The sequence below is a fragment of the Bacillus sp. FS02 genome, assembly GCF_024398395.1.
Taxonomy (GTDB): Bacteria; Bacillota; Bacilli; order Bacillales; family Bacillaceae; genus Bacillus; species Bacillus altitudinis.
Genome location: NZ_CP074101.1, coordinates 1,848,691 through 1,872,403 on the forward strand (window position 1 = coordinate 1,848,691; position 23,713 = coordinate 1,872,403).

Below are 23,713 nucleotides of genomic sequence, written 5' to 3' on the forward strand. Positions count from 1 at the left end.
ATCAATATTGTATCACATTTGATGGATCTGATGAATATTGGCTTTTGCCCCCAGCACACTCACTTTTTCAAGCAAAAAAGACCAGAGACACCCGAGGTATCCCTGATCATTTCTTTATCATTGATTCTCTTCTTGAGCCATGTGCTGTTGAGCTAATTCAATGGCACGTTTGACCATATTTCCTGCGTCACGCGCACGAATCTCTCCCCAGCCTCCATTTTTGACGGTATCATAAAATCCAAGATCCTTCGCCAGCTCGTATTTGAACTCATCTGACATAATGCCTCGGCGTCTACCCAAACGAAACAGCCCCTTTGGTCGAGAATTCGAATCATCGCCACTCATTTGTGGCTTTCTTATTTTGCATCGATTCCTGCCTTTTACCCCTTTCAAATAATGGACAGCCTCCCATACAGAAAAAAAGGCAAAACAAAAAGCAGTAAACAAAAAGTTCACTGCCCATTAATAGGCGACTGAGCTAGCGGTATCATCGAACGTTAATTCGACCGTCTCAGTCAGTATATCTGCATAACTGTAAGAAACTCTTTCAAACGAATTCTCATCTTGATCTAATTGAATCACAAAAACAGAAGGGTACGTTTCAGCTAAAATGCCCGAACGCTCAATTGTTTTTCGGCGGCCTCCGTTAGCCTTTAACGTCAAACGTTTACCTAAGTTACCATCAAGCGATCTTTTGATGTCGGACAAAGTCTTCGCCATTGCATCCACCTCACTGAGATAATTATACAACAACGGCCCATTTTTGTCAAATAAAAATTAAATTATATCAACCAACACGAGCCATTGTCAACAAAATAATTTTGACAAACTTCTACCTTTTCTCCTCCCTATTTTTCTCAAATTCCGGTGAATTATGTATTCATATGAAATTTCTTTTTGAGCATAAAAAAAACCAGACTGAAATCAGTCGGGTTATGTCGATTCATGGTCTCTTTTATATGGCATACCTACCCTTAAAACACCCCTTGTTTCAATCCCTCCGAGACCTTTTTCTCTCGTCAGTGTATTTCGGAGCACATCCCACACGTTGATTCGATCTACAAATGGAGTGAAGCTGATCTTGGCAACAATATAGACGGGGTCAAGTGCATGAATGTTGACACGTGAGGGTGAGCTTGCAAAATTAGCACCTGCTTGAATTAATGATTCAAAATGAGATTGGCAGGCACCTGCAAAGATCACGAGCTGATCTAAATGCGGAACCTTCCTTCTTGCCTTTTGAACCGTTTCAACGAAATGACGAGAATGACGATATGCACCGATATCGTGTACACCGCCCTTTTGTTTAGAATACGCATCATGTCCTGTGATGACCAAAATATCAGGCCGGTATTGATCAATTAATGAATCAATCATGCTTGGCATTTTCTTCTCGTGGCAATGCACACCATACACAGGTACACCAATTCTTTCATATACATCTAAGCATTTCTTTAAGTATGAAGCATCTCCATCTAAATGCAGAACCTTTCCGGGCATATGAAAATACTGCTCCTGATGCTGATATTGTCCAGACGTATAATACTCTTGTTTTTCACGAAGCAGCTGATAATCTTGCCTGAGTAAGTCGAGCGATTCGTTAATTTTCCGTTCATCGTCCTTCTCTCTTGTCAGTTGCTCCTCTTTTTGAATCAAGACCAAATCTGACATCTTCGCATCGGCGATCAGCCTCACTTCATTCCCATGCAAAATGGCGGTGGCTTCGTGCTGGTCTGTCTCATCAATTCGAATGATACGAAACATAATATCCATCTGATAGGATGCCCTCGTCACCATATCTCCTATTTGAAATTGCATGCTTTTCACTCCACAATCAGGCTCTTATCCTGTTGGTATCGTCTTACGCTACACTTGTTCTTCTTTCAGGTGTGTTGTTCTTTCTAGCCTATGCCTGAACAGGTGAAGTGGTGAAAACCAAAAGAAAAAAGCCCTTATGAAAGGGCTTTGTCTTCTTTTCAGCGTGATAGAAAACCTTTGCAGTCTAGGAAGGACGAGCACTGGAGCGGAGCGAATTTGGCATTCGTGAGCACCAGAGCGCAGGACTGACAAAGAATGCGAGGGTTTGTCTACACGCTGAAAAGCCCTTATGAAAGGGCTTTGTGTAAAACATTGGACAAACGGGCAAATTCATCGATTGACAATGATTCACCGCGGCGTTTCCCATCAACCTCAGCTGTTACAAGGGCTTCTTCAATGATGGCTTTATGTTTCTTGCCATCTGGCAGATTGTTCATCAAGTTATTCATCAATGTCTTCCGGCGCTGGCCAAAACTCGCACGAATCAGTTGAAAGAAAAACGTATCATTGTCTACTGAGACCGCAGGTGTTTCACGAACAGTTAGTTTGATCACGGCTGAATCCACATTTGGCTGTGGGACGAAAACCGTTTTCGGCACAACCATTACCGTCTTCGCTTCTGTATAAAATTGCACCGCAATCGACAAAGAGTTGTATTCTTTTGATGAAGGAACAGCAGCCATGCGATCTGCTACTTCTTTTTGCAGCATGACAACGATTCCTTTCAATGGAAGGTTTTCTTCAAGCAATTTCATAATAATTGGTGTCGTCACATAGTAAGGAAGGTTTGCTACGACCATTACTTCTTTACAGTCAGCAAACTGTTCTTCAATCACCTTTCTTACATCTGCCTTCAATACGTCTTGATGTATAATGGTGACATTATCGTATGGAGAAAGCGTATCGTTTAAAATCGGCAATAGGCGCTGGTCGATTTCAAAAGCCGTGACTTTCTTTGCCCGTTTAGCGAGCTGTTCAGTCAACGCACCGATACCAGGGCCAATTTCAATCACACCTGTCTCATCCGTAATCTCTGCATGATCGACAATGCGATCTAAAATATTCGTATCAATTAAAAAGTTTTGCCCTAAGCTCTTTTTAAAAGAGAAACCGTACTTCTTCAGTATTTCCTTCGTTCTGATGGGCGTCGCAATATCTTTATTCATCGGCTTCCTCCTGCATGACGGTCTTTAAGGCCGCAATAAAATCCTCTTTCGTTATTTGGAACATGTGAAGACGCTTTTGCAGCTGCTTCGCATTTGTATATCCTATATTTAAAAGCACACCTAATCGTTCGCGGCGGCGTTTTGATGCTTCGCCTCCGATAAGGCCTGCGTCAAATAAATCGTCTAACGTAATCTCGCTTTCTGATTCTTCCATTTCCTCATGGACATGAGCAAGGCATTCTCGAATACTATCCAAGGAAGCATGCTCAACACCAATTCCTTTGTCCCGCTTCGCTTTCGCAAGGTGTTTTGGTAAAAAGGCGTGCTTACAGCCAGGGACAGCCTCTGCGATGGTTTTACGGATCTTTTCCCCAGGGAAATCAGGATCAGTTAAAATGATAACCCCCCTCGTCTCCTGAGCAAGACGCACTTGTTGAATGACTGTATCGCCAATGGCAGATCCATTCGTTTCAATCGTATCTGCATCAACTGCCATCTTTACTCTAGCAGTGTCGTCACGACCCTCCACCACAATGATTTCTTTGATTTTCATGTATTCCTCCGCTTGCAAAAACAATCTACATTTTTTTGTCAAAAAATGAAACCTTCCATGCTGTTTTTGCGTCTAATTAATTAGAAAACAGTGCTTCTATTATAACCAAAAAAACAGAGGGTGCGCAAAGCCCTCTGTTCATATAAATGATTTGATGTGTTTATTTGAGCACTCTAATTTTCACTCGTTTATTTCCCCATTGATAAGCTGCCGACTTACTTGGGACGAACACATCAATTTTATTCCCTTTTATAGCAGATCCAGTGTCTGATGCAACGGCATACCCATAGCCTTCCACATACACTTTAGAGCCCAGCGGAATGACACTCGGGTCAACTGCTATGACCTTTGCACCTGGATTTGCTTTTAAATTAAAGCCTGTAGACGTTCTGCCCGTACATCCAGCACAGCTCGCTGTATAGGCTGTAGACGTCACATAGAACTCTTTTCCTGAAGATTCATTACTTCTTGAAACCGCAGGTGACGCTTTAGGTTCCTTCTTGGACACTTGTGTACCAACGGCCACTAAACGATCCTTACTGTCTTTTGCAGTAACCTCTTTAATTAATTCTTTAGACACCACTTTGCCGTTTTCTTTCACAATGGCATAGTGCTTCTTTAATTTACCTTCTTCACCTTTTTCAAGCACCTTCTCTTTTCCTTTTTCAAGAGATCGATCCTTTTTATGTTTGGTATCAAAAGCAATTTTCTCTTCCACTACATCGGTGACTTTTTCCACCCGAGTGATCTTCACATCTGCGCTTTTTTTAGAAAGGTGACTATGTAACGCAGGTTTGATCTTATCGTGCTTCTTGAGCTTCAGCTCTTGTTGCTTTAAAAAGTCAGCGACCGTAGTCGAAGTGGTCCACACTTTCTTATCCTTTCCTCCATCGTTTAAGCTGACCTGGAAGGCCTGCTGAACCACAAGATCCATATTCTTTTTAATCTTGTCATTCTTTCCTGGAGTTACTTGATCGTGCTTCCCAATATCTATCTTCTCATTCTTCAATAATGCTCCAACCGTCTGATCTGTTGTCCATATCGTTTTCTCTTTCCCATCTAGGGTGAGATGAACCGGTATAGCCGCATCATACACAATGTTCATGTTGTCTTGAATCTTTGTATTTAGACTTGGAGAGATATGATCCTCCGCCCTGGTCCTTATTCCAAGATCTGAAAGCAGCTGTGCTACTGTCTCTTCATGTGTACGAATTGTCTTCTCTTTGCCATTGATTGAAATGGTAATAGACTGCTTAGTGAGCTCATGCGCACCGTAAGCCGTCCCAGTTCCAGCTAAAAGCAAGCAAGTGACTAGAAATAAAACCTTGCCTTTTCCTAGCTTGACAGAAAACAGATTTTTCATTTTTTGTACGATGAAAAACGCCTCCTTCTCCTCGGAGAGATTATATAGAGTATCTCAAAACCTGTCAACCCTTCCACCCACTGTACAAAAATGCTCGATTGTAAACCTATTATGGGAGATTTTTGGAAGGAAGGGAAGAAAGACTTATCGACAACTTATCCTATGAGGAGGCGCAAACGTGTAGAACTTTTTCGTTATGTTTCACAATTGGACAAGCTTAAACAAGGATTGACATCATATACTGTCAGTTTATACGGAAAACTTTTTTCGCATTTTCTGTTGTCAATGCAGCAAGCTCTTCAAAGCTTATTTCTCGCAATTCAGCAATTTGTTCTGCGATATATTTCACATAGCTCGGCTCATTTCGTTTCCCTCTAAATGGCGCTGGAGTTAAATACGGGCAGTCTGTCTCAATCAGAAGACGATCACTTGGAATATCCTTTACAACTTCTTTCGGTTTTTTCGCATTTTTAAATGTCACAGGTCCACCGAATGAGATATAAAAGTTCATTTCCATACACGCTTTTGCAATTTCGAGGCTGCCAGTAAAGCAGTGCATAATTCCTCCGACTTCTGCCGCCCCTTCTTCTTTTAAGATCGTCACTACATCTTCCGTAGCGTCACGGTTATGAATGATAATTGGCAGATTCACTTCTTTTGCAAGAGCAATTTGACGTCTAAAGACTTCTTTTTGCACATCTTTTGGCGACTTGTCCCAATAGTAATCCAGACCCATTTCTCCAATGGCAACAACTTTTTCATGCTGAGATAATTCTTTGATCCAAGCCAAATCTTCATCTGTCATATCAATGGCATCAACAGGATGCCAGCCGATGGCTGCATACATAAAATCATATGCTTCAATTAGCTCCATCGCTCTCGTAATGGTTGGACGATCAAACCCGACCACCACAATCTTCTCTACCTTTTCACTTTTGGCTCTTTCAATCACCTGCTCTAAGTCTTCATTATATTGTTCAGCATTTAAGTGGGCATGTGTATCAAATAACATGGTTGATTGCTCCTTTCGACAATTCTTCTGAAAAACAAAAGGTGTTCGACGAAATGTTACACGTGGAACACCTTTGTTAAATTATAAAATTTTCGTTCCATTTGCTAGAGATTGATCTACTTCAAGAACCTGCAATTTACCACTAGTTTCTCCAGTTAAAATCATTCCCTGGGAAATTTCTCCTCTTAGTTTAACTGGTGTGAGATTCGCTACGCAGACGAGCTTCTTCCCTACCAATTCTTCTGGTTGATAATGCTTGGCAATCCCTGAGACAATTTGTCTCTTTTCAAATCCAAAATCAAGCTGAAGCTTTAAGAGACGATCAGCTTTTTTCACTGGTGCTGCTTCTAATACTTGTGCTACACGAAGATCAACTTTCGAAAAATCATCGAAGGCGATTTCGGCACCCAGCTCAGGTAATTCAGTTTCTTCTATTTCAACTGTCTCTTCTTCTACCTTAGGCGCACTTCCCTGCATCTTCTCTTTAATGTATGCCACTTCTTCTTCAACCTCTAAACGAGGGAACAATGGCTCACCTTTTTGTACCGTCGCTTTTTGGATCGCACCGAAAGAAAGAATGCTTTCCCAGCTTTTGAGTTTCTCTTCTTCAATTCCAAGCTGGAAGAAGATTTTCTCAGGTGTTTTTGTTAAGAATGGCGTTAACAACACAGCTGTGATTCGGAGTGATTCTGCTAAATGGTACATCACCGAATGCAGTTCTTTTCGTTTTGTTTCATCCTTTGCTAACACCCATGGAGCTGTTTGATCAATATATTTATTTGTTCTGCTGATTAATGTCCAAACATTTGAAAGAGCCACTGAGAATTCGAGGTTTTCCATCGCTTCTTCATAGGCTTTCACCGTTTGTTCAGCTACAGCTTTTAGTTCCTCATCAAACTCATTGACTGGTCCCTTATAGCTGCTTAATGTACCGTCGAAGTATTTTTGCACCATCGCCACTGTACGATTAAGCAAGTTTCCTAAATCATTGGCAAGATCATAGTTTACACGTTCCACGAATCCTTCTGGTGTAAACACACCGTCTGCACCAAATGGTACTTCGCGTAGCAGATAATAACGAAGAGCATCAAGACCATAGCGATCAATTAACGTAACAGGATCTACTACGTTCCCTTTTGATTTAGACATTTTGCCATCTTTCATGAGCAGCCAGCCATGTGCAAAAATTTGTTTTGGCAACGGCAGATCAAGTGCCATCAGCATAATTGGCCAGTAAATTGTATGGAATCGTACAATTTCTTTCCCGACTAGGTGTACGTTGGCAGGCCAATATTTTTTATATTTTTCATCTTGATCGGTTCCGTAGCCAATCGCTGTTAAGTAGTTGAATAACGCATCAATCCATACATAGATGACGTGCTTCGGATTATTAGGTACTTTAATGCCCCAATCAAAGGTTGTTCTTGATACAGCTAAATCCTCTAACCCCGGTTTAATGAAGTTATTAATCATTTCATTCTTTCTTGATTCAGGCTGAATGAACGACGGGTTCTTTTCGTAATAGTCTAGTAAGCGATCAGCATACTTACTCATACGGAAGAAATATGATTCCTCTTTAATCAATTCAACAGGGTGTCCACTGTCTGGGCTTTTCCCTCCAATGACTTCCCCTTTCTCATTTCGCTCAACATCAACAAGCTGTGTTTCCGTATAGAATGTTTCATCAGGAATACTGTACCAGCCCTCATATTGATCTAAATAAATATCTCCTTGATCAAGCAGCTTTTGAAAGACTTGCTCAATGATTTTCGTATGTCTTTTTTCCGTTGTACGAATGAAATCATCGTTTGAAATGTCGAGTTTCTTCCATAATGATTTAATGTCAGCAACGACCGGATCTAAATACTCAATCGGTGTAATATTTTGTTCTTCAGCTTTTTGCTGAATTTTTTGTCCGTGCTCATCAGTACCCGTTAAATACATCACATCATAGCCTTGCAGACGTTTATAACGAGCCATGGCATCCCCTGCCACTGTCGTATAAGCATGTCCAATATGTAATTTTCCGCTCGGATAGTAAATTGGTGTAGTCAGATAAAACGTTTTTTTCTTTTCCGGCATGTCGGAACCTCCTGCTTGTGTGTAAATGTCAAAAACTCCCGCCCAATGGACGAGAGCGGTCATCATACTTCATTAAAATGTGTCAGATCATTTCATTATGTTTTGCACTTGTGCTTTCTCTATGATACCATCTTAGCCTTTAAGATCAAGCATATATACATAGAACAGATTGAAATGAACGAAAAAGATGAGTTTTTCGAAAAAAACGACAAACCACTCGACATTTTGTCGAATATTGTCGTATGAAATCTATTTCCAGATTTACATTTGGCTAAATTAGGGCAAAAGTCTTGTTAATCTGTTATCGTCATTTTTCATATTTTTATAGATAAATTCTGAAAAATCCTTATACACCGGTAGTTTCAAGGTCCTTTGACTTTAAGAGTCATATTTTACAAACAATAGTAAACAAAATGATTGACGATTTATGGAAACCTTGTTATGCTAGGAATGTAAGGAATTTGTCGAATAATGACGAAGATAATATTATATTAAGAATAAGAACTTTTTGGGAGGAGAATGAAGATGAAATCTACAGGTATTGTACGTAAAGTTGACGAATTAGGACGCGTGGTGATTCCAATCGAGCTTCGCCGTACGTTAGGAATCGCAGAAAAAGACGCTTTGGAAATTTATGTTGACGATGAAAAAATTATCCTAAAAAAATATAAACCAAACATGACTTGCCAAGTAACAGGTGAAGTATCAGACGATAACCTTAAACTTGCTAATGGTAAATTAGTTCTTAGCCGTGAAGGTGCAGAGCAAATCATTAACGAAATCCAAAACCAACTTCAATCACAAAAATAAGTTTTATATAAAAAGGTTCTTGCACCGTTTGCAAGAACCTTTCTTTATTGTTCAATATGATACGCATCATAGATCGTCCGCTTTGGCACACCACGTTCGACCGCAGTACGTTTAATAGCCTCTTTTGACGTTAACCCTTCCTCTATGTAATGGATCACGTGCTCTTTTTCAGATAAAGAATTCCACCAAGCTTCTTCATTCAGTTCTTCTTCATCCTGATCATTTCCTTGTACGACGAGACAGAACTCACCACGGATTTGTTGTTCTGTCACCCAAGTCAGCGCGTATTCTAAATCTCCACGAATAAACTCTTCAAATTTCTTTGTCAGTTCTCTCGTAATGGCAATATTCCGGTTCCCCCACACTTCTTTCATCACAGTCAGCGTTTCTTTTAACCGATGGGGCGCTTCATAGAAAATAATTGTTTCTTGGCGTTTCTTCAATGCTTCCAGCTGTTTTTTCTTTTCCTTTTTTTGACGATCAAGAAAACCGTAAAAGAAAAATGGCTGTGGTGCGATTCCTGACGCAATGAGCGCCGTAAGTGCTGCGTTTGCACCAGGTAACGGAATGACATAGCCTCCGATGTTCGTAAAGTCTCGAACCACTTCGGCTCCTGGATCAGAGATCGTCGGTAAACCGGCATCGCTCACGAGTGCAATATTCTTTCCTTCTTTTAACCATTCGATTAACTTGTGACCACTGCTATCTTTGTTATGTTCATGATAACTCGTTAATGGGGTATCAATTTCATAGACATGACAAAGCTTTTTCGTTTGTCTCGTATCTTCTGCGGCAATATAGTCTACATCCTTTAACGTTTGTATCGCTCGAAACGTCATATCTTCTAAGTTTCCAATCGGGGTTGGTACGAGATAAAGAATACCCATTTCTGATTGACCATCAAAGCTTTTCTGTGTCTTTTTCATGTGCCGCCTCCTTTTTGATTCGCTTTTCTTCTATATACATGTCCTTTTTTCGACGTGTCCACGTTTTGAAACGATATTCCTGTTGCATGGCTTCTCTTTTGGTTGAAAAACATTCGTGATAATAAAGTTCCACCGGTCGTCTGGCTCTCGTATACTTTGCACCCTTCCCACTATTATGGGCAGTCAGCCTTTTTTGTAAATCATTTGTATACCCAGCGTACAAACTACCATCTGCACATTTCAATACATAGAAATAATGACTATGCTTCTCCATACAGTATCGTCCTGATTTCTTTTGTATACTCTTGGTCTTCTCCATAAACAAAAAGCGGCGGGAGAATTTTCAAATCCGGCTTTCCATCTTTCATGCCTTCCACTAAAATGGTATTCGCTTCTTTTCCTTGTTTCGGATATACAAATTGAATTCGTTTTGGCTCAATTCGGTATTTCTTCATCATTTCAACAATCTCAAGCAGCCGTCCAGGACGGTGAACCATTGCCAGTTTGCCTCCTTGCTTTAGCAAAGTGGAAGAAACACGAATGACATCTTCTAATGTACAATGAATCTCATGACGTGCGATCGCCAAATACTCATTTTCATTGATTTCATCCTTAGAAGGAGTCTTAAAATATGGCGGATTACAAGTAATCACGTCTACTTTGTGGTTTCCGTACCGTTTAGGCATATCATTTAAATCACCATGGATCAACTCAATCTGCTGCTCCAGTTGATTATGCGCCACACTTCTCTTTGCCATATCATATAGGCGTTCTTGAATTTCAACCCCTGTAATAGAGGCTTTAGATCTCGTCGAAAGCAGCAATGGAACGATGCCATTTCCCGTACAAAGATCAATAATCTCCCCTTTTTGAATCGGCACATACGCAAATTTTGCTAATAACACTGCATCCAATGAAAAGGCGAACACCGTTTTACTTTGAATAATTTTCATATCTTCTGCAAGCAAGTAGTCTAAACGTTCATCTTCTCTTAACGAAACCATGATGTATCCTTTCTTTTCCTGTGAAAAAGGCTCCCGATTCAGCGGAAGCCTTTTCTCATTTTTTATTTAAAAATGACAGACAGAACAAACAGTCTCCCTCTTTCCGAATGCTCCCATAATGTACATTACAAATATGGAAGCCCTCCTGATATAAACGAGCTAGGTTATCATGACCTTCTCCTATATCAGAATGACTTGGCTTCTGGGCAGAATCATGCTCTGCCTCAGACGATTTATCTCGATCGGATTGATCCAGACGTTCACGCAAGTGCTGATTCTCCATCTGCAGCTGATGATTTTCTTCAATCACTTCACCGATATGATTTTTCAAATCACCTAGCTGGCGATAAAGAGAACCGATTTGTTCTTCTAAATTAATCACCGTATCAAATAGTTCCTTTTTATCCAAGGTGGCACACCTCGTTACTCAGTTGTTTGTGCAGATACAACGCCTTCTTGTAATAATTCTTCCCAAGTATATTCTATCACTTTTTCTTGCCCGGTTAATTCAACTTGCAAAATTCGTTCTAAAATATTAAGCCCTACTACCTTTGCAGAGCCATTAGACGTCTGAATCGTTTCACCGATGTCCGGTAATTGTTCTTTTGCTGTTTCGTACTCATCATTCTCATATTTCAAGCAGCACATTAAACGGCCGCAAAGCCCTGAAATTTTGGTAGGGTTTAACGAGAGGTTTTGATCTTTTGCCATTTTAATGGACACAGGTTCAAAATCTCCTAAGAAAGTTGAACAGCAAAGCATACGTCCACACGGACCAATGCCGCCTAGCATTTTTGCCTCGTCTCTTACACCGATTTGACGAAGTTCAATTCTCGTCTTAAAAATAGATGCAAGATCCTTGACCAGCTCACGGAAATCTACTCTGCCATCCGCTGTAAAATAGAAGATGACCTTGTTGCGGTCGAATGTAAATTCGACATCAACCAGCTTCATTTCTAGGCCGTGTTCACTTACTTTCTGAAGACATGTGTCAAAGGCTGCCATCGCTGCTTCTTTGTTCTCCTCAACGATGAGCCGGTCTCGTTCGTCTGCGACGCGAATCACCTTACGCAAAGGGAGAACCACATCGTGTTCATCTACTTTTTTATTGGCGATGACCACTTGCCCGTACTCAACACCTCTGACTGTTTCTACAATGACACAACTATCATTTTCTATATGAAATCCATTAGGATCGAAATAATAGATTTTGCCCGCTTTTTTAAAGCGAACACCAATTACGTTGTACAAGCTTATCCCTCCTGCAACATCAACACCAATTGCTCCATTAGCCCTTGGGCATTCACGTTGGATTGAAGTCTCTTTTTCGCTTCTAATACAGCAAGGATCTGATTCGTCACCATCTGCTGTGTGGAATGCAGCGCGTGCTGCTTCATTGTCTGGAATAAGTCTTGATAAATGACTTTATCTTCATTTCCTATTTGAATCGACAATACATCACGATATATAAATAAAAGCATATCAAGACCAGTTTCTTGAAGGTCTTTCTCTTTGAAAAAAGGCATCCATTGATCTTGTATATAAAAAAATGCATGTTCTTTTCGCTGGTGTAAGACTTCATACAATTTTATCACTTTCGCTCTAGACTCTGCAAACTGATCATTTCGACTTAATTCGAGTGCTTCTGCTAAATTATTGGTTAAATTCGACAAAAGCCTTGCAAGATCCTGAGACACGCCTTCTTGTAAAAGCTGCTGCTCCAAAGATTGCGGCTGCAGCGGCTTAAAGCTAAGCATCTGACATCTTGAAATAATCGTATCCAGCATTTTATGCGATTGTTCAGTGATTAAAACTGCCATCGTTTCCCGGTTGGGCTCCTCTAGGAACTTTAATAAACTGTTCGCAGCATTGACCGTCATTTTGTCCGCATGGAGAATGATATACATTTTCCGATGCGATTCTACGCCTGCTTTTGTAAATTCCTCCTGCAAAGCCTGCACTTGCGCCTTCTTAATGGATTGACCGTCAGGCTGCACTAGATGTAAATCTGGATGGTTGCCAGACTGAATTCTTTTGCAGTTTTGACAGGACTCACATGGTTTCACTCCTGCTTCCAAACAAAAAAAGCTCTTCGCTAAAAGCATCGCAGCATCTAGCTTTCCGGTCCCTTTTTTTCCTTCAAATAAGTAAGCATGAGCCAGTCGGTCTTTATCAATACTATTAAAAATCAGCCGCATGACGCGCGGCTGTAAATCATTCATGTCATCCCAGCTAATTGCCATGTTATCACTCTCTATGTGTAAAGGTTAATCAATAAACCTTTTATTTCTCCAATACGTTCAAGCAAATCAATCGAGGGTTTCTCTTGATTCATCATATCCTCTGTTAACTCAATCAGCTTTTCATCTAATGCTTTGACTAAAGCGAGTGTTCTCGTGTTGCCATAAATGTCAAAGCTCCTTGATGTCTCTATATTTAATCCATTATCGACTGTTTCTTTTACAAAGCGTTTCACAAGTCCTTTAAACCTAGCCAAATCTTTAAGGTTTCGTGACTTTGTCAGTTTCTTGCCGAAGACTTCGATATCGCTCAGCATGACTGTCAGCTGCTCTAAACGCATTTTACCACTTTGTGTCTCCATCGATGATTTAAACGATGCTGAAGTTTGGCTTCCTTTCATCGCTTGAAGTTCGCGCTTTTCTAAAAGCAGCCGCATATCTTGATTAATTTTCACAGCAACCCATCCTTAAAATTGATGAAATTGTTCAACTGGCAGAATAAAGACGGTAGCTCCACCAACTTCAACCTCAACAGGGTATGGTACATATGAATCTGCATTTCCACCCATTGGTGATACAGGCGCGATCATTTGATCACGTTTACGGCAATTTTCCTTGATTAGCTGTAACGCTTTATCCACTCGGACATCATCACAACCAATGATAAAAGTCGTATTCCCAGACTTTAGAAATCCACCAGTCGAAGCTAATTTTGTCACGCCGAATTGATGTTCGGTCAATATTTTCAATAACTTGCTGCTATCTTGATCCTGTACAACGGCAACAATTAATTTCATTTGATTGGCCTCCTTCATTTTAGGCACAGGTGACATGCCGATGTCTTCCTCTATATTATAACAACGATTGGGAATGAGGTCATATTTGATTTTTCTTTAATGTGTCCTGAATCAGCTGAAACACTTCATTAAAGACATCCTGAACAGGCTGAGACGCATCTACTACACGGAATCGTTCTGGTGATTGCGCAATAAGCTGCTCATATCCTTCTCTGACCATTTGATGAAAATTCAGTGTTTCCATGTCTAATCGATTTTTTTCTCTTCCTTGATTGGCATCAATTCGCTTTAGACCTTCCTCTGGTGTAATGGAAAAGTAAATGGTCATTTGCGGCATCGTGCCATTAATGGCAAAATCATTAATGGATTTGACTTCTTCAATCCCAAGCCCTCTCGCATAGCCCTGATAAGCAAGGGAGCTGTCGACAAAACGATCACATAAAACAGTTTCCCCCCGCTTCAATGCCGGTTCTACTTTCTCAGCCAAATGCTGCCTTCTAGCTGCTGCATAAAGCAATGCCTCTGTTTTTGCGTCCATTTTTGTATTTTTTTCATTTAAAATGACTTCACGAATTTGCTCTGCAATATCAATGCCTCCGGGCTCACGTGTCGCCATCACTGCATAGCCTTGACGTTCCATTTCTTCGTACACTTTTCGAATCACTGTCGTTTTTCCAGCACCCTCTGGCCCTTCAAACGTAATAAACATACCGCTCATAGTGTCTCCTCTTCTATATAAACATATAATTTTCTCTGGTGAATCACCTGACTTGCTTGCACATGAACTTGATGCCCAAGCAAACGGCTTAACGTCTCAACTTGATCTGATTCAATAGGTTCTCCTTTGATCATCAAAGGAATGCCAGGCGGATAGGGAATGACCGATTCTGCACTAATCCGGCCAGCTGCTTTTTCGAATGGAACAGCTTCTACATCTCGCTTTTGCTGATCGTGCTCTAAGAAGAGCGATCCCGTTTGAGGCTCTTTTTTTATAAGCAATGAATCACTTTGCTGAAGAGCTTGCTCTATAGCTGTAAAAGGAACGTCCTTTGTCTGTCCTAGACCAAAAACGAGTAAGACTTGATGTTCATCCGCAAGTTCTGGGTGAACCTCCACCGACTCAAGCACCTTTTTTAGTTCATAGCCTGTCAGCCCTTTTGTTGAACGAATGACACATTTTAATGGATCCATAGGTAAAGAGTCAGACTCAACCACTTCGAGATTGGAGATCATATTGAACTGTGCTTTCAGATTTGCCAAGTCTCTCATGATTTCGTCCATTAACCCTTTTCCCTTCAACTCCTCCACATAAGCTCTCGCCACATCTAACGAAGCCATAATTGGATAGGAAGGTGAACTGCTTTGAAGCATCGTTAATAACGTCTTTATCCGCTTCACATCAATTCGGTCTCCTTGAAGATGAAGATAAGACCCCATCGTCATTGCCGGAAGGGTTTTATGTGCTGATTGTACCACCACGTCTGCTCCATAGGAAAGGGCAGATGGAGGAAAGGCACCGCCTAATACAAAATGAGCACCATGTGCCTCATCAACTAATACAATGATGCCAGCTTCATGACACATTTGAATGAGCCCTGATAAATCCGCTGCATGTCCGTAGTAGTTCGGATATGTCAAAACGATTGCCCGGCAGTTAGGATGTGTCGCCATAGCTTGTTTGACTGTTTCCTCCGTCACATGAGTTGGGACGTGCAAGTACGGATCACTCTCAGTTTCTAACATAATAGGCGTCGCTCCCGCAAGCTCAATCGCATGGAACACAGACTTATGACAATTTCGCTGAACGAAAATGCCCTCCCCAGCCTGACACGCAGACATCACCATTGCCAAATTGCCAACGGTTGTGCCATTCACAAGGAAAAAACTTTGTTTAGCTCCATATAGCTTTGCCAATAAATCCTCTGCCTCTTGAATCACCCCAGTCGGATGGTGAAGATCATCTAGACCTTCAAGTTCTGTCACATCCAGCTGAAGAATGGATGCATAATAGGACCGTGCCTCATCAAAAAAGACATCTCCATTGTGATGTCCCGGAACGTGAAAAGAATAGGGCTTCTTTTCCGCATGTTGTGATAATGCTGTATATAAAGGTGTTTTCAAACAAATCGACCCTTTTCACTTAAACGATATCTTATATCTATTATAACGTTCAAACAAGTGAACTGAAAGATGGATTCTCATTCCTTTATTGGTTTATGATTCACCAGCTTCTGCTCTGCCTCATGCATGCTACTTTTTAATTGAGCTCGTTCTTGGCTCCCATGTTCTTTTACCTGCAACGTTTCCTGCAATGTTTCGGCCAATTGGCGCTGAACCTTTTTCAACGTATCTATAGGCGTTAAGGATGCATCTTCAAGCAGCTGTCCTTGCTGCTTCGATACCTGTTCATATGTTTGCTGGATACGCTGCTCAAGCGCTGAATTGGCTCGCTGCTGAATATGAGTGAACGCAATCGACATTTGGTTGATCCATAAAGGAATTGATGCGGAAACAGTTGATTGAATATGATTGGCTAATGTATGGTTTGTATGCTGAATCATTCGAATTTGGGCATTACATTGCAGTGCGATTTGACGGCTCAACAACAAATCATACTTCCGTTCTTTTAATCTCTCCATATATTCTTCTTCATCGACTTCCCGACTCATCAATTGTTCCTCTAATGTCCGATCATGTGACTGTGATTCTGTTAGGGCATGTTGCTCTAACAGCGACAATTTTGCTTCAACTGCTGCAACCTGTAACGTCATCTCTTGAAAGTATGATTGATTTTCTTCAAATAAACGCTCCAATAACTTATGGTCCGAAATTAGCACGCCTCTGGCGTAACGAAGCCTTGCTGACAATCTCTCTATCTGTGCTTCTGCTTGTTTAAAACGAGATATGATCTCCTGAGTTGAACGCTTTTCTCGCTGAAACAACCTTAAAAAAAAGCCTCGCTTCTTTGGCAATAAATCCTCTGGCTCCACTAAATGCAGTTGCTGTAAAAAAGCTTCTAGAACGTCTCCGATTTGGTCAATATCTTTTTTCTCCACATATTGCATCATTTGTTTTGATTGTTCTAACAATCGTTCCTGCACACGCGTGCCATAGAAAAGCAGTTTTTGTGGATGGTCAGGGATCTTCTCAGCTCGCTGTAGCGCCTCCTGCTTTTCCTCATCAGATAAGGTATCAAACACCCGAAACGGAAGATCTGTAGTAGATGGGGCTGGTGGTATGACTGGATCTTCTGGTTTCATCGAGTTTGACTCCTTTCATATCTATTTTTTAATCATTTTATCGGCCACTTCAAGTTCAATATGAAGTGCTTCTATATCTCTTCCTAAAACTTGCTGTAAATCATTCGTTAATTGCTTTTGCAGTTCAGTCAGCGTGACTCGAGTTTGGCTTAATGTCATTTCAAGCTCATGGCTACGATTCGGCTGATTATACAGCAGTGCATATTTCTCAGTTAATTCAACAACAGAATCCAAACTCTCAAAATAAAACCGCTGTGCATCATAAAACCGGTTCGGTTCCTTTTTTGTTATCGTATAGATGCGTCGTGCAAGCCGGAGAATTTCATAATTATGCTTGATCGTCTGTACGTTCTTCACAGCAAATAAAGCTTTCTTCAAACGAACCAGCTTTTGCGCGGCTTCTTTTAAGTGCTGTTTAATATATACATAATCACTGCGAGACAGTCCGTGTTTCTTCAAAAACAACTGGAAGGCAGCCCATCGGCTTCCTGCAAACATCACACCCCACCCAATCATCGCATACAGTATCGACAATCCAACATGATGATGGAAAACACCAATACTGACAGTTAAAATCACCAGCGAAAAAAGAGTAGAAAGAACGGCCCATACAAATGTGTAAAAAATTGATTTCATGTTCATCGACTCCTATGAATAATCAGGCTCTCTGTTTATCTTATTATTTATTACGGTTGATGTCCAAACTAAGTTCCAAAAAACAGGTCCAATCCCCGATTGCCCATAAAAAAAGACCATCTAATGGTCTATGAATACAAAGGCGGCGTATGAAGATTTTTAAGCTTTCTTACATAATCAGCATAACTAGGATCCGAGGTTGATGTAGAAATTAACTTCTGTTCACAATCTCGACATAAAAACTGATGATATAAATAAATTCCCTTTGTTTTTTTCTCTTCACAAATCAAACAAATTGCTTCTCGCTCTTTTTTGCTCATTGTGACACCTCCACTTATAGCTTCAGTATGCCCTAGCGCTTTCAATTGTATACAAAATTAAGAATGTTTCAGATGATAGTTTAGTATATGTATCCATGCCAGATCGAGTGTTTGTTCCTTTTTTAAAATACAAAAAAGACCAGTTCCGATTGGAACTGATCCTTTGAAAAGCTTGGCGGCGTCCTACTCTCACAGGGGGAAACCCCCAACTACCATCGGCGCTGAAGAGCTTAACTTCCGTGTTCGGTATGGGAACGGGTGTGACCTCTTCGCTATCGCCACCAAACCTGATGGAGAGAATGTTCTCTCAAAACTAGATAACAACGTTCATTTTTCACATTAGAATATAGGTTAAGTCCTCGATCTATTAGTATCTGTCAGCTCCACGTGTCACCACGCTTCCACCTCAGACCTATCAACCTGATCATCTTTCAGGGATCTTACTTCCTTGCGGAATGGGAAATCTCATCTTGAGGGGGGCTTCATGCTTAGATGCTTTCAGCACTTATCCCGTCCGCACATAGCTACCCAGCGATGCCCTTGGCAGAACAACTGGTACACCAGCGGTGCGTCCATCCCGGTCCTCTCGTACTAAGGACAGCTCCTCTCAAATTTCCTGCGCCCGCGACGGATAGGGACCGAACTGTCTCACGACGTTCTGAACCCAGCTCGCGTACCGCTTTAATGGGCGAACAGCCCAACCCTTGGGACCGACTACAGCCCCAGGATGCGATGAGCCGACATCGAGGTGCCAAACCTCCCCGTCGATGTGGACTCTTGGGGGAGATAAGCCTGTTATCCCCGGGGTAGCTTTTATCCGTTGAGCGATGGCCCTTCCATGCGGAACCACCGGATCACTAAGCCCGACTTTCGTCCCTGCTCGACTTGTAGGTCTCGCAGTCAAGCTCCCTTGTGCCTTTACACTCTGCGAATGATTTCCAACCATTCTGAGGGAACCTTTGGGCGCCTCCGTTACATTTTAGGAGGCGACCGCCCCAGTCAAACTGCCCACCTGACACTGTCTCCCTGCCCGATAAGGGCAGCGGGTTAGAAGGTCAATACAGCCAGGGTAGTATCCCACCGATGCCTCCACCGAAGCTAGCGCTCCGGTTTCCAAGGCTCCTACCTATCCTGTACAAGCTGTACCAACATTCAATATCAGGCTGCAGTAAAGCTCCACGGGGTCTTTCCGTCCTGTCGCGGGTAACCTGCATCTTCACAGGTACTATAATTTCACCGAGTCTCTCGTTGAGACAGTGCCCAGATCGTTGCGCCTTTCGTGCGGGTCGGAACTTACCCGACAAGGAATTTCGCTACCTTAGGACCGTTATAGTTACGGCCGCCGTTTACTGGGGCTTCAATTCGCACCTTCGCTTACGCTAAGCGCTCCTCTTAACCTTCCAGCACCGGGCAGGCGTCAGCCCCTATACTTCGCCTTACGGCTTCGCAGAGACCTGTGTTTTTGCTAAACAGTCGCCTGGGCCTATTCACTGCGGCTTCTCGGGGCTTTAACACCCTAAGAAGCACCCCTTCTCCCGAAGTTACGGGGTCATTTTGCCGAGTTCCTTAACGAGAGTTCTCTCGATCACCTTAGGATTCTCTCCTCGCCTACCTGTGTCGGTTTGCGGTACGGGCACCTCTCACCTCGCTAGAGGCTTTTCTTGGCAGTGTGGAATCAGGAACTTCGCTACTAAATTTCGCTCGCCATCACAGCTCAGCCTTCACGGGAAACGGATTTGCCTATTTCCCAGCCTAACTGCTTGGACGCGGATATCCAATACCGCGCTTACCCTATCCTCCTGCGTCCCCCCATTGCTCAAATGGTGAGGAGGTGGTACAGGAATATCAACCTGTTGTCCATCGCCTACGCCTTTCGGCCTCGGCTTAGGTCCCGACTAACCCTGAGCGGACGAGCCTTCCTCAGGAAACCTTAGGCATTCGGTGGACGGGATTCTCACCCGTCTTTCGCTACTCATACCGGCATTCTCACTTCTAAGCGCTCCACCAGTCCTTCCGGTCTGACTTCACTGCACTTAGAACGCTCTCCTACCACTGTTCGTAAGAACAGTCCGCAGCTTCGGTGATACGTTTAGCCCCGGTACATTTTCGGCGCAGAGTCACTCGACCAGTGAGCTATTACGCACTCTTTAAATGGTGGCTGCTTCTAAGCCAACATCCTGGTTGTCTAAGCAACTCCACATCCTTTTCCACTTAACGTATACTTTGGGACCTTAGCTGGCGGTCTGGGCTGTTTCCCTTTCGACTACGGATCTTATCACTCGCAGTCTGACTCCCAAGGATAAGTCATCGGCATTCGGAGTTTGACTGAATTCGGTAACCCGGTAGGGGCCCCTAGTCCAATCAGTGCTCTACCTCCGAGACTCTTACCTTGAGGCTAGCCCTAAAGCTATTTCGGAGAGAACCAGCTATCTCCAGGTTCGATTGGCATTTCACCCCTACCCACACCTCATCCCCGCACTTTTCAACGTGCGTGGGTTCGGGCCTCCATTCAGTGTTACCTGAACTTCACCCTGGACATGGGTAGATCACCTGGTTTCGGGTCTACGACCACGTACTCATGCGCCCTATTCAGACTCGCTTTCGCTGCGGCTCCGCATCTTCTGCTTAACCTTGCACGGGATCGTAACTCGCCGGTTCATTCTACAAAAGGCACGCCATCACCCGTTAACGGGCTCTGACTACTTGTAGGCACACGGTTTCAGGATCTATTTCACTCCCCTTCCGGGGTGCTTTTCACCTTTCCCTCACGGTACTGGTTCACTATCGGTCACTAGGGAGTATTTAGCCTTGGGAGATGGTCCTCCCGGATTCCGACGGAATTTCACGTGTTCCGCCGTACTCAGGATCCACTCTGGAGAGAACAACATTTCAGTTACAGGGCTGTTACCTTCTTTGGCGGGCCTTTCCAGACCTCTTCGCTTATATCGTTCCTTTGTAACTCCGTATAGAGTGTCCTACAACCCCAAGAGGCAAGCCTCTTGGTTTGGGCTGTTCCCGTTTCGCTCGCCGCTACTCAGGGAATCGCATTTGCTTTCTCTTCCTCCGGGTACTTAGATGTTTCAGTTCCCCGGGTATGCCTTCTCATACTCTATGTATTCAAGTATGGATACTACTCCATTACGAGCAGTGGGTTTCCCCATTCGGAAATCTCCGGATCAAAGCTTGCTTACAGCTCCCCGAAGCATATCGGTGTTCGTCCCGTCCTTCATCGGCTCCTAGTGCCAAGGCATCCACCGTGCGCCCTTTCTAACTTAACCATTTCTTACTTTAGAAAGAATCACTATGTGTGATGAACTTTGCATTGCATTCAATGTGAATGTATTACTTATTGTTATCTAGTTTTCAAAGAACACGTTGGTGGAGCCTAGCGGGATCGAACCGCTGACCTCCTGCGTGCAAGGCAGGCGCTCTCCCAGCTGAGCTAAGGCCCCGATTTAATAGAAGATGGTGGGCCTGAGTGGACTCGAACCACCGACCTCACGCTTATCAGGCGTGCGCTCTAACCAGCTGAGCTACAGGCCCATCTTTCATATCGAAGATATGATGTTGTAGGATCTTTTGCAAGTTCCTTCAAAACTAAACAAGACGAAAAACGTACGCTGCTCCATATATCCTTAGAAAGGAGGTGATCCAGCCGCACCTTCCGATACGGCTACCTTGTTACGACTTCACCCCAATCATCTGCCCCACCTTCGGCGGCTGGCTCCATAAAGGTTACCTCACCGACTTCGGGTGTTGCAAACTCTCGTGGTGTGACGGGCGGTGTGTACAAGGCCCGGGAACGTATTCACCGCGGCATGCTGATCCGCGATTACTAGCGATTCCAGCTTCACGCAGTCGAGTTGCAGACTGCGATCCGAACTGAGAACAGATTTGTGGGATTGGCTAAACCTTGCGGTCTCGCAGCCCTTTGTTCTGTCCATTGTAGCACGTGTGTAGCCCAGGTCATAAGGGGCATGATGATTTGACGTCATCCCCACCTTCCTCCGGTTTGTCACCGGCAGTCACCTTAGAGTGCCCAACTGAATGCTGGCAACTAAGATCAAGGGTTGCGCTCGTTGCGGGACTTAACCCAACATCTCACGACACGAGCTGACGACAACCATGCACCACCTGTCACTCTGTCCCCGAAGGGAAAGCCCTATCTCTAGGGTTGTCAGAGGATGTCAAGACCTGGTAAGGTTCTTCGCGTTGCTTCGAATTAAACCACATGCTCCACCGCTTGTGCGGGCCCCCGTCAATTCCTTTGAGTTTCAGTCTTGCGACCGTACTCCCCAGGCGGAGTGCTTAATGCGTTAGCTGCAGCACTAAGGGGCGGAAACCCCCTAACACTTAGCACTCATCGTTTACGGCGTGGACTACCAGGGTATCTAATCCTGTTCGCTCCCCACGCTTTCGCTCCTCAGCGTCAGTTACAGACCAGAGAGTCGCCTTCGCCACTGGTGTTCCTCCACATCTCTACGCATTTCACCGCTACACGTGGAATTCCACTCTCCTCTTCTGCACTCAAGTTTCCCAGTTTCCAATGACCCTCCCCGGTTGAGCCGGGGGCTTTCACATCAGACTTAAGAAACCGCCTGCGAGCCCTTTACGCCCAATAATTCCGGACAACGCTTGCCACCTACGTATTACCGCGGCTGCTGGCACGTAGTTAGCCGTGGCTTTCTGGTTAGGTACCGTCAAGGTGCAAGCAGTTACTCTTGCACTTGTTCTTCCCTAACAACAGAGCTTTACGATCCGAAAACCTTCATCACTCACGCGGCGTTGCTCCGTCAGACTTTCGTCCATTGCGGAAGATTCCCTACTGCTGCCTCCCGTAGGAGTCTGGGCCGTGTCTCAGTCCCAGTGTGGCCGATCACCCTCTCAGGTCGGCTACGCATCGTCGCCTTGGTGAGCCGTTACCTCACCAACTAGCTAATGCGCCGCGGGTCCATCTGTAAGTGACAGCCGAAACCGTCTTTCATCCTTGAACCATGCGGTTCAAGGAACTATCCGGTATTAGCTCCGGTTTCCCGGAGTTATCCCAGTCTTACAGGCAGGTTACCCACGTGTTACTCACCCGTCCGCCGCTAACATCCGGGAGCAAGCTCCCTTCTGTCCGCTCGACTTGCATGTATTAGGCACGCCGCCAGCGTTCGTCCTGAGCCAGGATCAAACTCTCCGAAAAAGTACAAAACCGAAGTTTTGCTTTTCGCCAGTTTGACTGACTACCTATGATGTATCATAGGATTTTTTTATAAAAACTCGAATTAACAGGTACGTTTTGTCTTGTTTAGTTTTCAAAGAACTTGTTTACCGCTTCAGAAGCGACTAGAACATCTTATCACGTCCAAGTTGTTAGTGTCAACAACTTTTTTGTTATTATGTTTTTTCGTTTCTTCGTCATCAGCGACGTATATTAATTTACCACCATATATAATCAAAGTCAACAATATTTTGCATTAAATAATAAACTTTTCAATTACGACTAAAGCTGCTACACCTGGAATGCCCAACAAACCACTAATTCCACTCGTTACAGGGTTAATGGAAACATGAAGCCCTAAACTCTCACCGAATAAATTGAGACAAAATAAAAAAAGAGCACCTGCGACAAACTTAACTCCAATAAGCCCTAACCATTTGAATGGATTCGCTTGAACACCTGACATAAACAACAATAAAACAGCTAACAAAATTGAACCAATCACAATAACAGGTTCCAT

23 protein-coding genes, 2 tRNA genes and 3 rRNA genes are annotated in these 23,713 nt (G+C 43.2%); 1 reads left to right on the plus strand and 27 read right to left on the minus strand.

All coding sequences use genetic code 11. The annotated features are described in order from the left end of the window. Positions 1-117: 117 nt before the first annotated feature. The 8 genes from KFQ09_RS09395 to metG form a co-directional block, all read right to left on the minus strand. Entirely contained in the window at positions 118-300 is a 183-nt protein-coding gene (locus KFQ09_RS09395) for a small, acid-soluble spore protein, alpha/beta type (RefSeq protein ID WP_103132751.1), read from the minus strand. Positions 301-462: 162 nt separating this feature from the next. Then, positions 463-720: a biofilm formation stimulator Veg gene (gene veg / locus KFQ09_RS09400; RefSeq protein ID WP_003217979.1), complete on the minus strand. Its 258-nt coding sequence runs from the start codon at positions 718-720 to the stop codon at positions 463-465. A gap of 213 nt (positions 721-933) precedes the next feature. Beyond that, positions 934-1,818 (minus strand): sporulation peptidase YabG, encoded by an 885-nt coding sequence (gene yabG / locus KFQ09_RS09405; RefSeq protein ID WP_007496216.1) that lies wholly within the window; start codon positions 1,816-1,818, stop codon positions 934-936. Positions 1,819-2,105: 287 nt separating this feature from the next. Then, positions 2,106-2,984, minus strand: coding sequence for a 16S rRNA (adenine(1518)-N(6)/adenine(1519)-N(6))-dimethyltransferase RsmA (rsmA, locus tag KFQ09_RS09410; protein WP_008341873.1), 879 nt, complete (start codon positions 2,982-2,984; stop codon positions 2,106-2,108). After that, positions 2,977-3,537, minus strand: a complete 561-nt coding sequence (gene rnmV, locus KFQ09_RS09415) for a ribonuclease M5 (protein ID WP_008341876.1) — start codon at positions 3,535-3,537, stop codon at positions 2,977-2,979. Before rnmV ends, rsmA begins: the two co-directional genes overlap by 8 nt. Positions 3,538-3,697: 160 nt before the next feature. Further along, positions 3,698-4,900: a G5 and 3D domain-containing protein gene (locus KFQ09_RS09420; protein ID WP_060831990.1), complete on the minus strand. Its 1,203-nt coding sequence runs from the start codon at positions 4,898-4,900 to the stop codon at positions 3,698-3,700. Between the two features lie 244 nt (positions 4,901-5,144). Further along, positions 5,145-5,912, minus strand: coding sequence for a TatD family hydrolase (locus KFQ09_RS09425; RefSeq protein ID WP_017359325.1), 768 nt, complete (start codon positions 5,910-5,912; stop codon positions 5,145-5,147). 81 nt (positions 5,913-5,993) lie between these two features. Beyond that, the gene (gene metG / locus KFQ09_RS09430; RefSeq protein ID WP_035704074.1) at positions 5,994-7,994 is read right to left on the minus strand and encodes a methionine--tRNA ligase; all 2,001 of its coding nucleotides are present in this window, start codon (positions 7,992-7,994) and stop codon (positions 5,994-5,996) included. 519 nt (positions 7,995-8,513) lie between these two features. On the opposite strand from metG, the gene KFQ09_RS09435 reads away from it, so the two are divergent. After that, positions 8,514-8,804 (plus strand): transition state genes transcriptional regulator AbrB, encoded by a 291-nt coding sequence (locus KFQ09_RS09435; RefSeq protein WP_087975202.1) that lies wholly within the window; start codon positions 8,514-8,516, stop codon positions 8,802-8,804. 44 nt (positions 8,805-8,848) lie between these two features. Here the strand turns inward: KFQ09_RS09435 and rsmI are convergent, their stop codons facing one another. From rsmI to KFQ09_RS09530, 19 genes are all read right to left on the minus strand, one after another. Beyond that, positions 8,849-9,730: a 16S rRNA (cytidine(1402)-2'-O)-methyltransferase gene (rsmI, locus tag KFQ09_RS09440; protein WP_008341890.1), complete on the minus strand. Its 882-nt coding sequence runs from the start codon at positions 9,728-9,730 to the stop codon at positions 8,849-8,851. Beyond that, entirely contained in the window at positions 9,705-10,004 is a 300-nt protein-coding gene (locus KFQ09_RS09445; RefSeq protein WP_017359327.1) for a GIY-YIG nuclease family protein, read from the minus strand. The genes rsmI and KFQ09_RS09445 overlap by 26 nt, the downstream gene beginning before the upstream one ends. Continuing rightward, positions 9,991-10,734, minus strand: a complete 744-nt coding sequence (locus tag KFQ09_RS09450) for a tRNA1(Val) (adenine(37)-N6)-methyltransferase (RefSeq protein ID WP_046527641.1) — start codon at positions 10,732-10,734, stop codon at positions 9,991-9,993. Before KFQ09_RS09450 ends, KFQ09_RS09445 begins: the two co-directional genes overlap by 14 nt. 55 nt (positions 10,735-10,789) lie before the next feature. After that, entirely contained in the window at positions 10,790-11,143 is a 354-nt protein-coding gene (yabA, locus tag KFQ09_RS09455) for a DNA replication initiation control protein YabA (RefSeq protein WP_007496228.1), read from the minus strand. 14 nt (positions 11,144-11,157) lie between these two features. Then, entirely contained in the window at positions 11,158-11,985 is an 828-nt protein-coding gene (locus tag KFQ09_RS09460) for a competence/sporulation regulator complex protein RicT (RefSeq protein ID WP_007496230.1), read from the minus strand. A 2-nt stretch (positions 11,986-11,987) separates the two neighbouring features. Further along, positions 11,988-12,977, minus strand: coding sequence for a DNA polymerase III subunit delta' (gene holB / locus KFQ09_RS09465; RefSeq protein WP_017359329.1), 990 nt, complete (start codon positions 12,975-12,977; stop codon positions 11,988-11,990). Positions 12,978-12,988: 11 nt separating this feature from the next. Beyond that, positions 12,989-13,429, minus strand: coding sequence for a YaaR family protein (locus KFQ09_RS09470; protein WP_008341898.1), 441 nt, complete (start codon positions 13,427-13,429; stop codon positions 12,989-12,991). Between the two features lie 12 nt (positions 13,430-13,441). Then, positions 13,442-13,771, minus strand: coding sequence for a cyclic-di-AMP receptor (locus KFQ09_RS09475; RefSeq protein WP_012008640.1), 330 nt, complete (start codon positions 13,769-13,771; stop codon positions 13,442-13,444). Between the two features lie 79 nt (positions 13,772-13,850). Next, positions 13,851-14,489 carry a dTMP kinase gene (gene tmk / locus KFQ09_RS09480; RefSeq protein ID WP_041091583.1) on the minus strand — a complete coding sequence of 213 codons (639 nt, stop codon included), beginning with the start codon at positions 14,487-14,489 and terminating at the stop codon, positions 13,851-13,853. Further along, a complete protein-coding gene (locus tag KFQ09_RS09485; RefSeq protein WP_035704076.1) occupies positions 14,486-15,892 on the minus strand; it encodes an aminotransferase class I/II-fold pyridoxal phosphate-dependent enzyme in 1,407 nt (468 codons plus the stop codon). The genes tmk and KFQ09_RS09485 overlap by 4 nt, the downstream gene beginning before the upstream one ends. 77 nt (positions 15,893-15,969) lie before the next feature. Continuing rightward, positions 15,970-17,031: a toxic anion resistance protein gene (locus KFQ09_RS09490; RefSeq protein ID WP_060831989.1), complete on the minus strand. Its 1,062-nt coding sequence runs from the start codon at positions 17,029-17,031 to the stop codon at positions 15,970-15,972. Between the two features lie 21 nt (positions 17,032-17,052). Beyond that, positions 17,053-17,667 carry a 5-bromo-4-chloroindolyl phosphate hydrolysis family protein gene (locus KFQ09_RS09495; protein ID WP_039170309.1) on the minus strand — a complete coding sequence of 205 codons (615 nt, stop codon included), beginning with the start codon at positions 17,665-17,667 and terminating at the stop codon, positions 17,053-17,055. A 128-nt stretch (positions 17,668-17,795) separates the two neighbouring features. Then, positions 17,796-17,987, minus strand: a complete 192-nt coding sequence (locus tag KFQ09_RS09500; protein WP_060831988.1) for a sigma factor G inhibitor Gin — start codon at positions 17,985-17,987, stop codon at positions 17,796-17,798. 170 nt (positions 17,988-18,157) lie between these two features. Then, positions 18,158-18,273 (minus strand): 5S ribosomal RNA (gene rrf / locus KFQ09_RS09505). Positions 18,274-18,334: 61 nt separating this feature from the next. Beyond that, positions 18,335-21,265 (minus strand): 23S ribosomal RNA (locus KFQ09_RS09510). A gap of 98 nt (positions 21,266-21,363) precedes the next feature. Next, positions 21,364-21,439, minus strand: a tRNA-Ala gene (locus KFQ09_RS09515). A gap of 14 nt (positions 21,440-21,453) precedes the next feature. Beyond that, positions 21,454-21,530 (minus strand) — tRNA-Ile (locus KFQ09_RS09520). Between the two features lie 96 nt (positions 21,531-21,626). Further along, positions 21,627-23,175, minus strand: a 16S ribosomal RNA gene (locus KFQ09_RS09525). Together the 16S, 23S and 5S rRNA genes with 2 tRNA genes alongside form the textbook arrangement of a ribosomal RNA operon. A gap of 274 nt (positions 23,176-23,449) precedes the next feature. Beyond that, complete coding sequence (locus KFQ09_RS09530) at positions 23,450-23,713, minus strand: pro-sigmaK processing inhibitor BofA family protein (protein WP_008342006.1); 264 nt, start codon at positions 23,711-23,713, stop codon at positions 23,450-23,452.

What these genes read in the sequence shown, in the direction of transcription:
- veg (WP_003217979.1), bottom strand. Translation starts at nt 720, where the DNA reads ATGGCGAAGACTTTGTCCGACATCAAAAGATCGCTTGATGGTAACTTA.
- yabG (WP_007496216.1), bottom strand. Translation starts at nt 1,818, where the DNA reads ATGCAATTTCAAATAGGAGATATGGTGACGAGGGCATCCTATCAGATG.
- rsmA (WP_008341873.1), bottom strand. Translation starts at nt 2,984, where the DNA reads ATGAATAAAGATATTGCGACGCCCATCAGAACGAAGGAAATACTGAAG.
- rnmV (WP_008341876.1), bottom strand. Translation starts at nt 3,537, where the DNA reads ATGAAAATCAAAGAAATCATTGTGGTGGAGGGTCGTGACGACACTGCT.
- KFQ09_RS09420 (WP_060831990.1), bottom strand. Translation starts at nt 4,900, where the DNA reads ATGAAAAATCTGTTTTCTGTCAAGCTAGGAAAAGGCAAGGTTTTATTT.
- KFQ09_RS09425 (WP_017359325.1), bottom strand. Translation starts at nt 5,912, where the DNA reads ATGTTATTTGATACACATGCCCACTTAAATGCTGAACAATATAATGAA.
- metG (WP_035704074.1), bottom strand. Translation starts at nt 7,994, where the DNA reads ATGCCGGAAAAGAAAAAAACGTTTTATCTGACTACACCAATTTACTAT.
- KFQ09_RS09435 (WP_087975202.1), top strand. Translation starts at nt 8,514, where the DNA reads ATGAAGATGAAATCTACAGGTATTGTACGTAAAGTTGACGAATTAGGA.
- rsmI (WP_008341890.1), bottom strand. Translation starts at nt 9,730, where the DNA reads ATGAAAAAGACACAGAAAAGCTTTGATGGTCAATCAGAAATGGGTATT.
- KFQ09_RS09445 (WP_017359327.1), bottom strand. Translation starts at nt 10,004, where the DNA reads ATGGAGAAGCATAGTCATTATTTCTATGTATTGAAATGTGCAGATGGT.
- KFQ09_RS09450 (WP_046527641.1), bottom strand. Translation starts at nt 10,734, where the DNA reads ATGGTTTCGTTAAGAGAAGATGAACGTTTAGACTACTTGCTTGCAGAA.
- holB (WP_017359329.1), bottom strand. Translation starts at nt 12,977, where the DNA reads ATGGCAATTAGCTGGGATGACATGAATGATTTACAGCCGCGCGTCATG.
- KFQ09_RS09475 (WP_012008640.1), bottom strand. Translation starts at nt 13,771, where the DNA reads ATGAAATTAATTGTTGCCGTTGTACAGGATCAAGATAGCAGCAAGTTA.
- tmk (WP_041091583.1), bottom strand. Translation starts at nt 14,489, where the DNA reads ATGAGCGGTATGTTTATTACGTTTGAAGGGCCAGAGGGTGCTGGAAAA.
- KFQ09_RS09490 (WP_060831989.1), bottom strand. Translation starts at nt 17,031, where the DNA reads ATGAAACCAGAAGATCCAGTCATACCACCAGCCCCATCTACTACAGAT.
- KFQ09_RS09495 (WP_039170309.1), bottom strand. Translation starts at nt 17,667, where the DNA reads ATGAAATCAATTTTTTACACATTTGTATGGGCCGTTCTTTCTACTCTT.
- KFQ09_RS09500 (WP_060831988.1), bottom strand. Translation starts at nt 17,987, where the DNA reads ATGAGCAAAAAAGAGCGAGAAGCAATTTGTTTGATTTGTGAAGAGAAA.
- KFQ09_RS09530 (WP_008342006.1), bottom strand. Translation starts at nt 23,713, where the DNA reads ATGGAACCTGTTATTGTGATTGGTTCAATTTTGTTAGCTGTTTTATTG.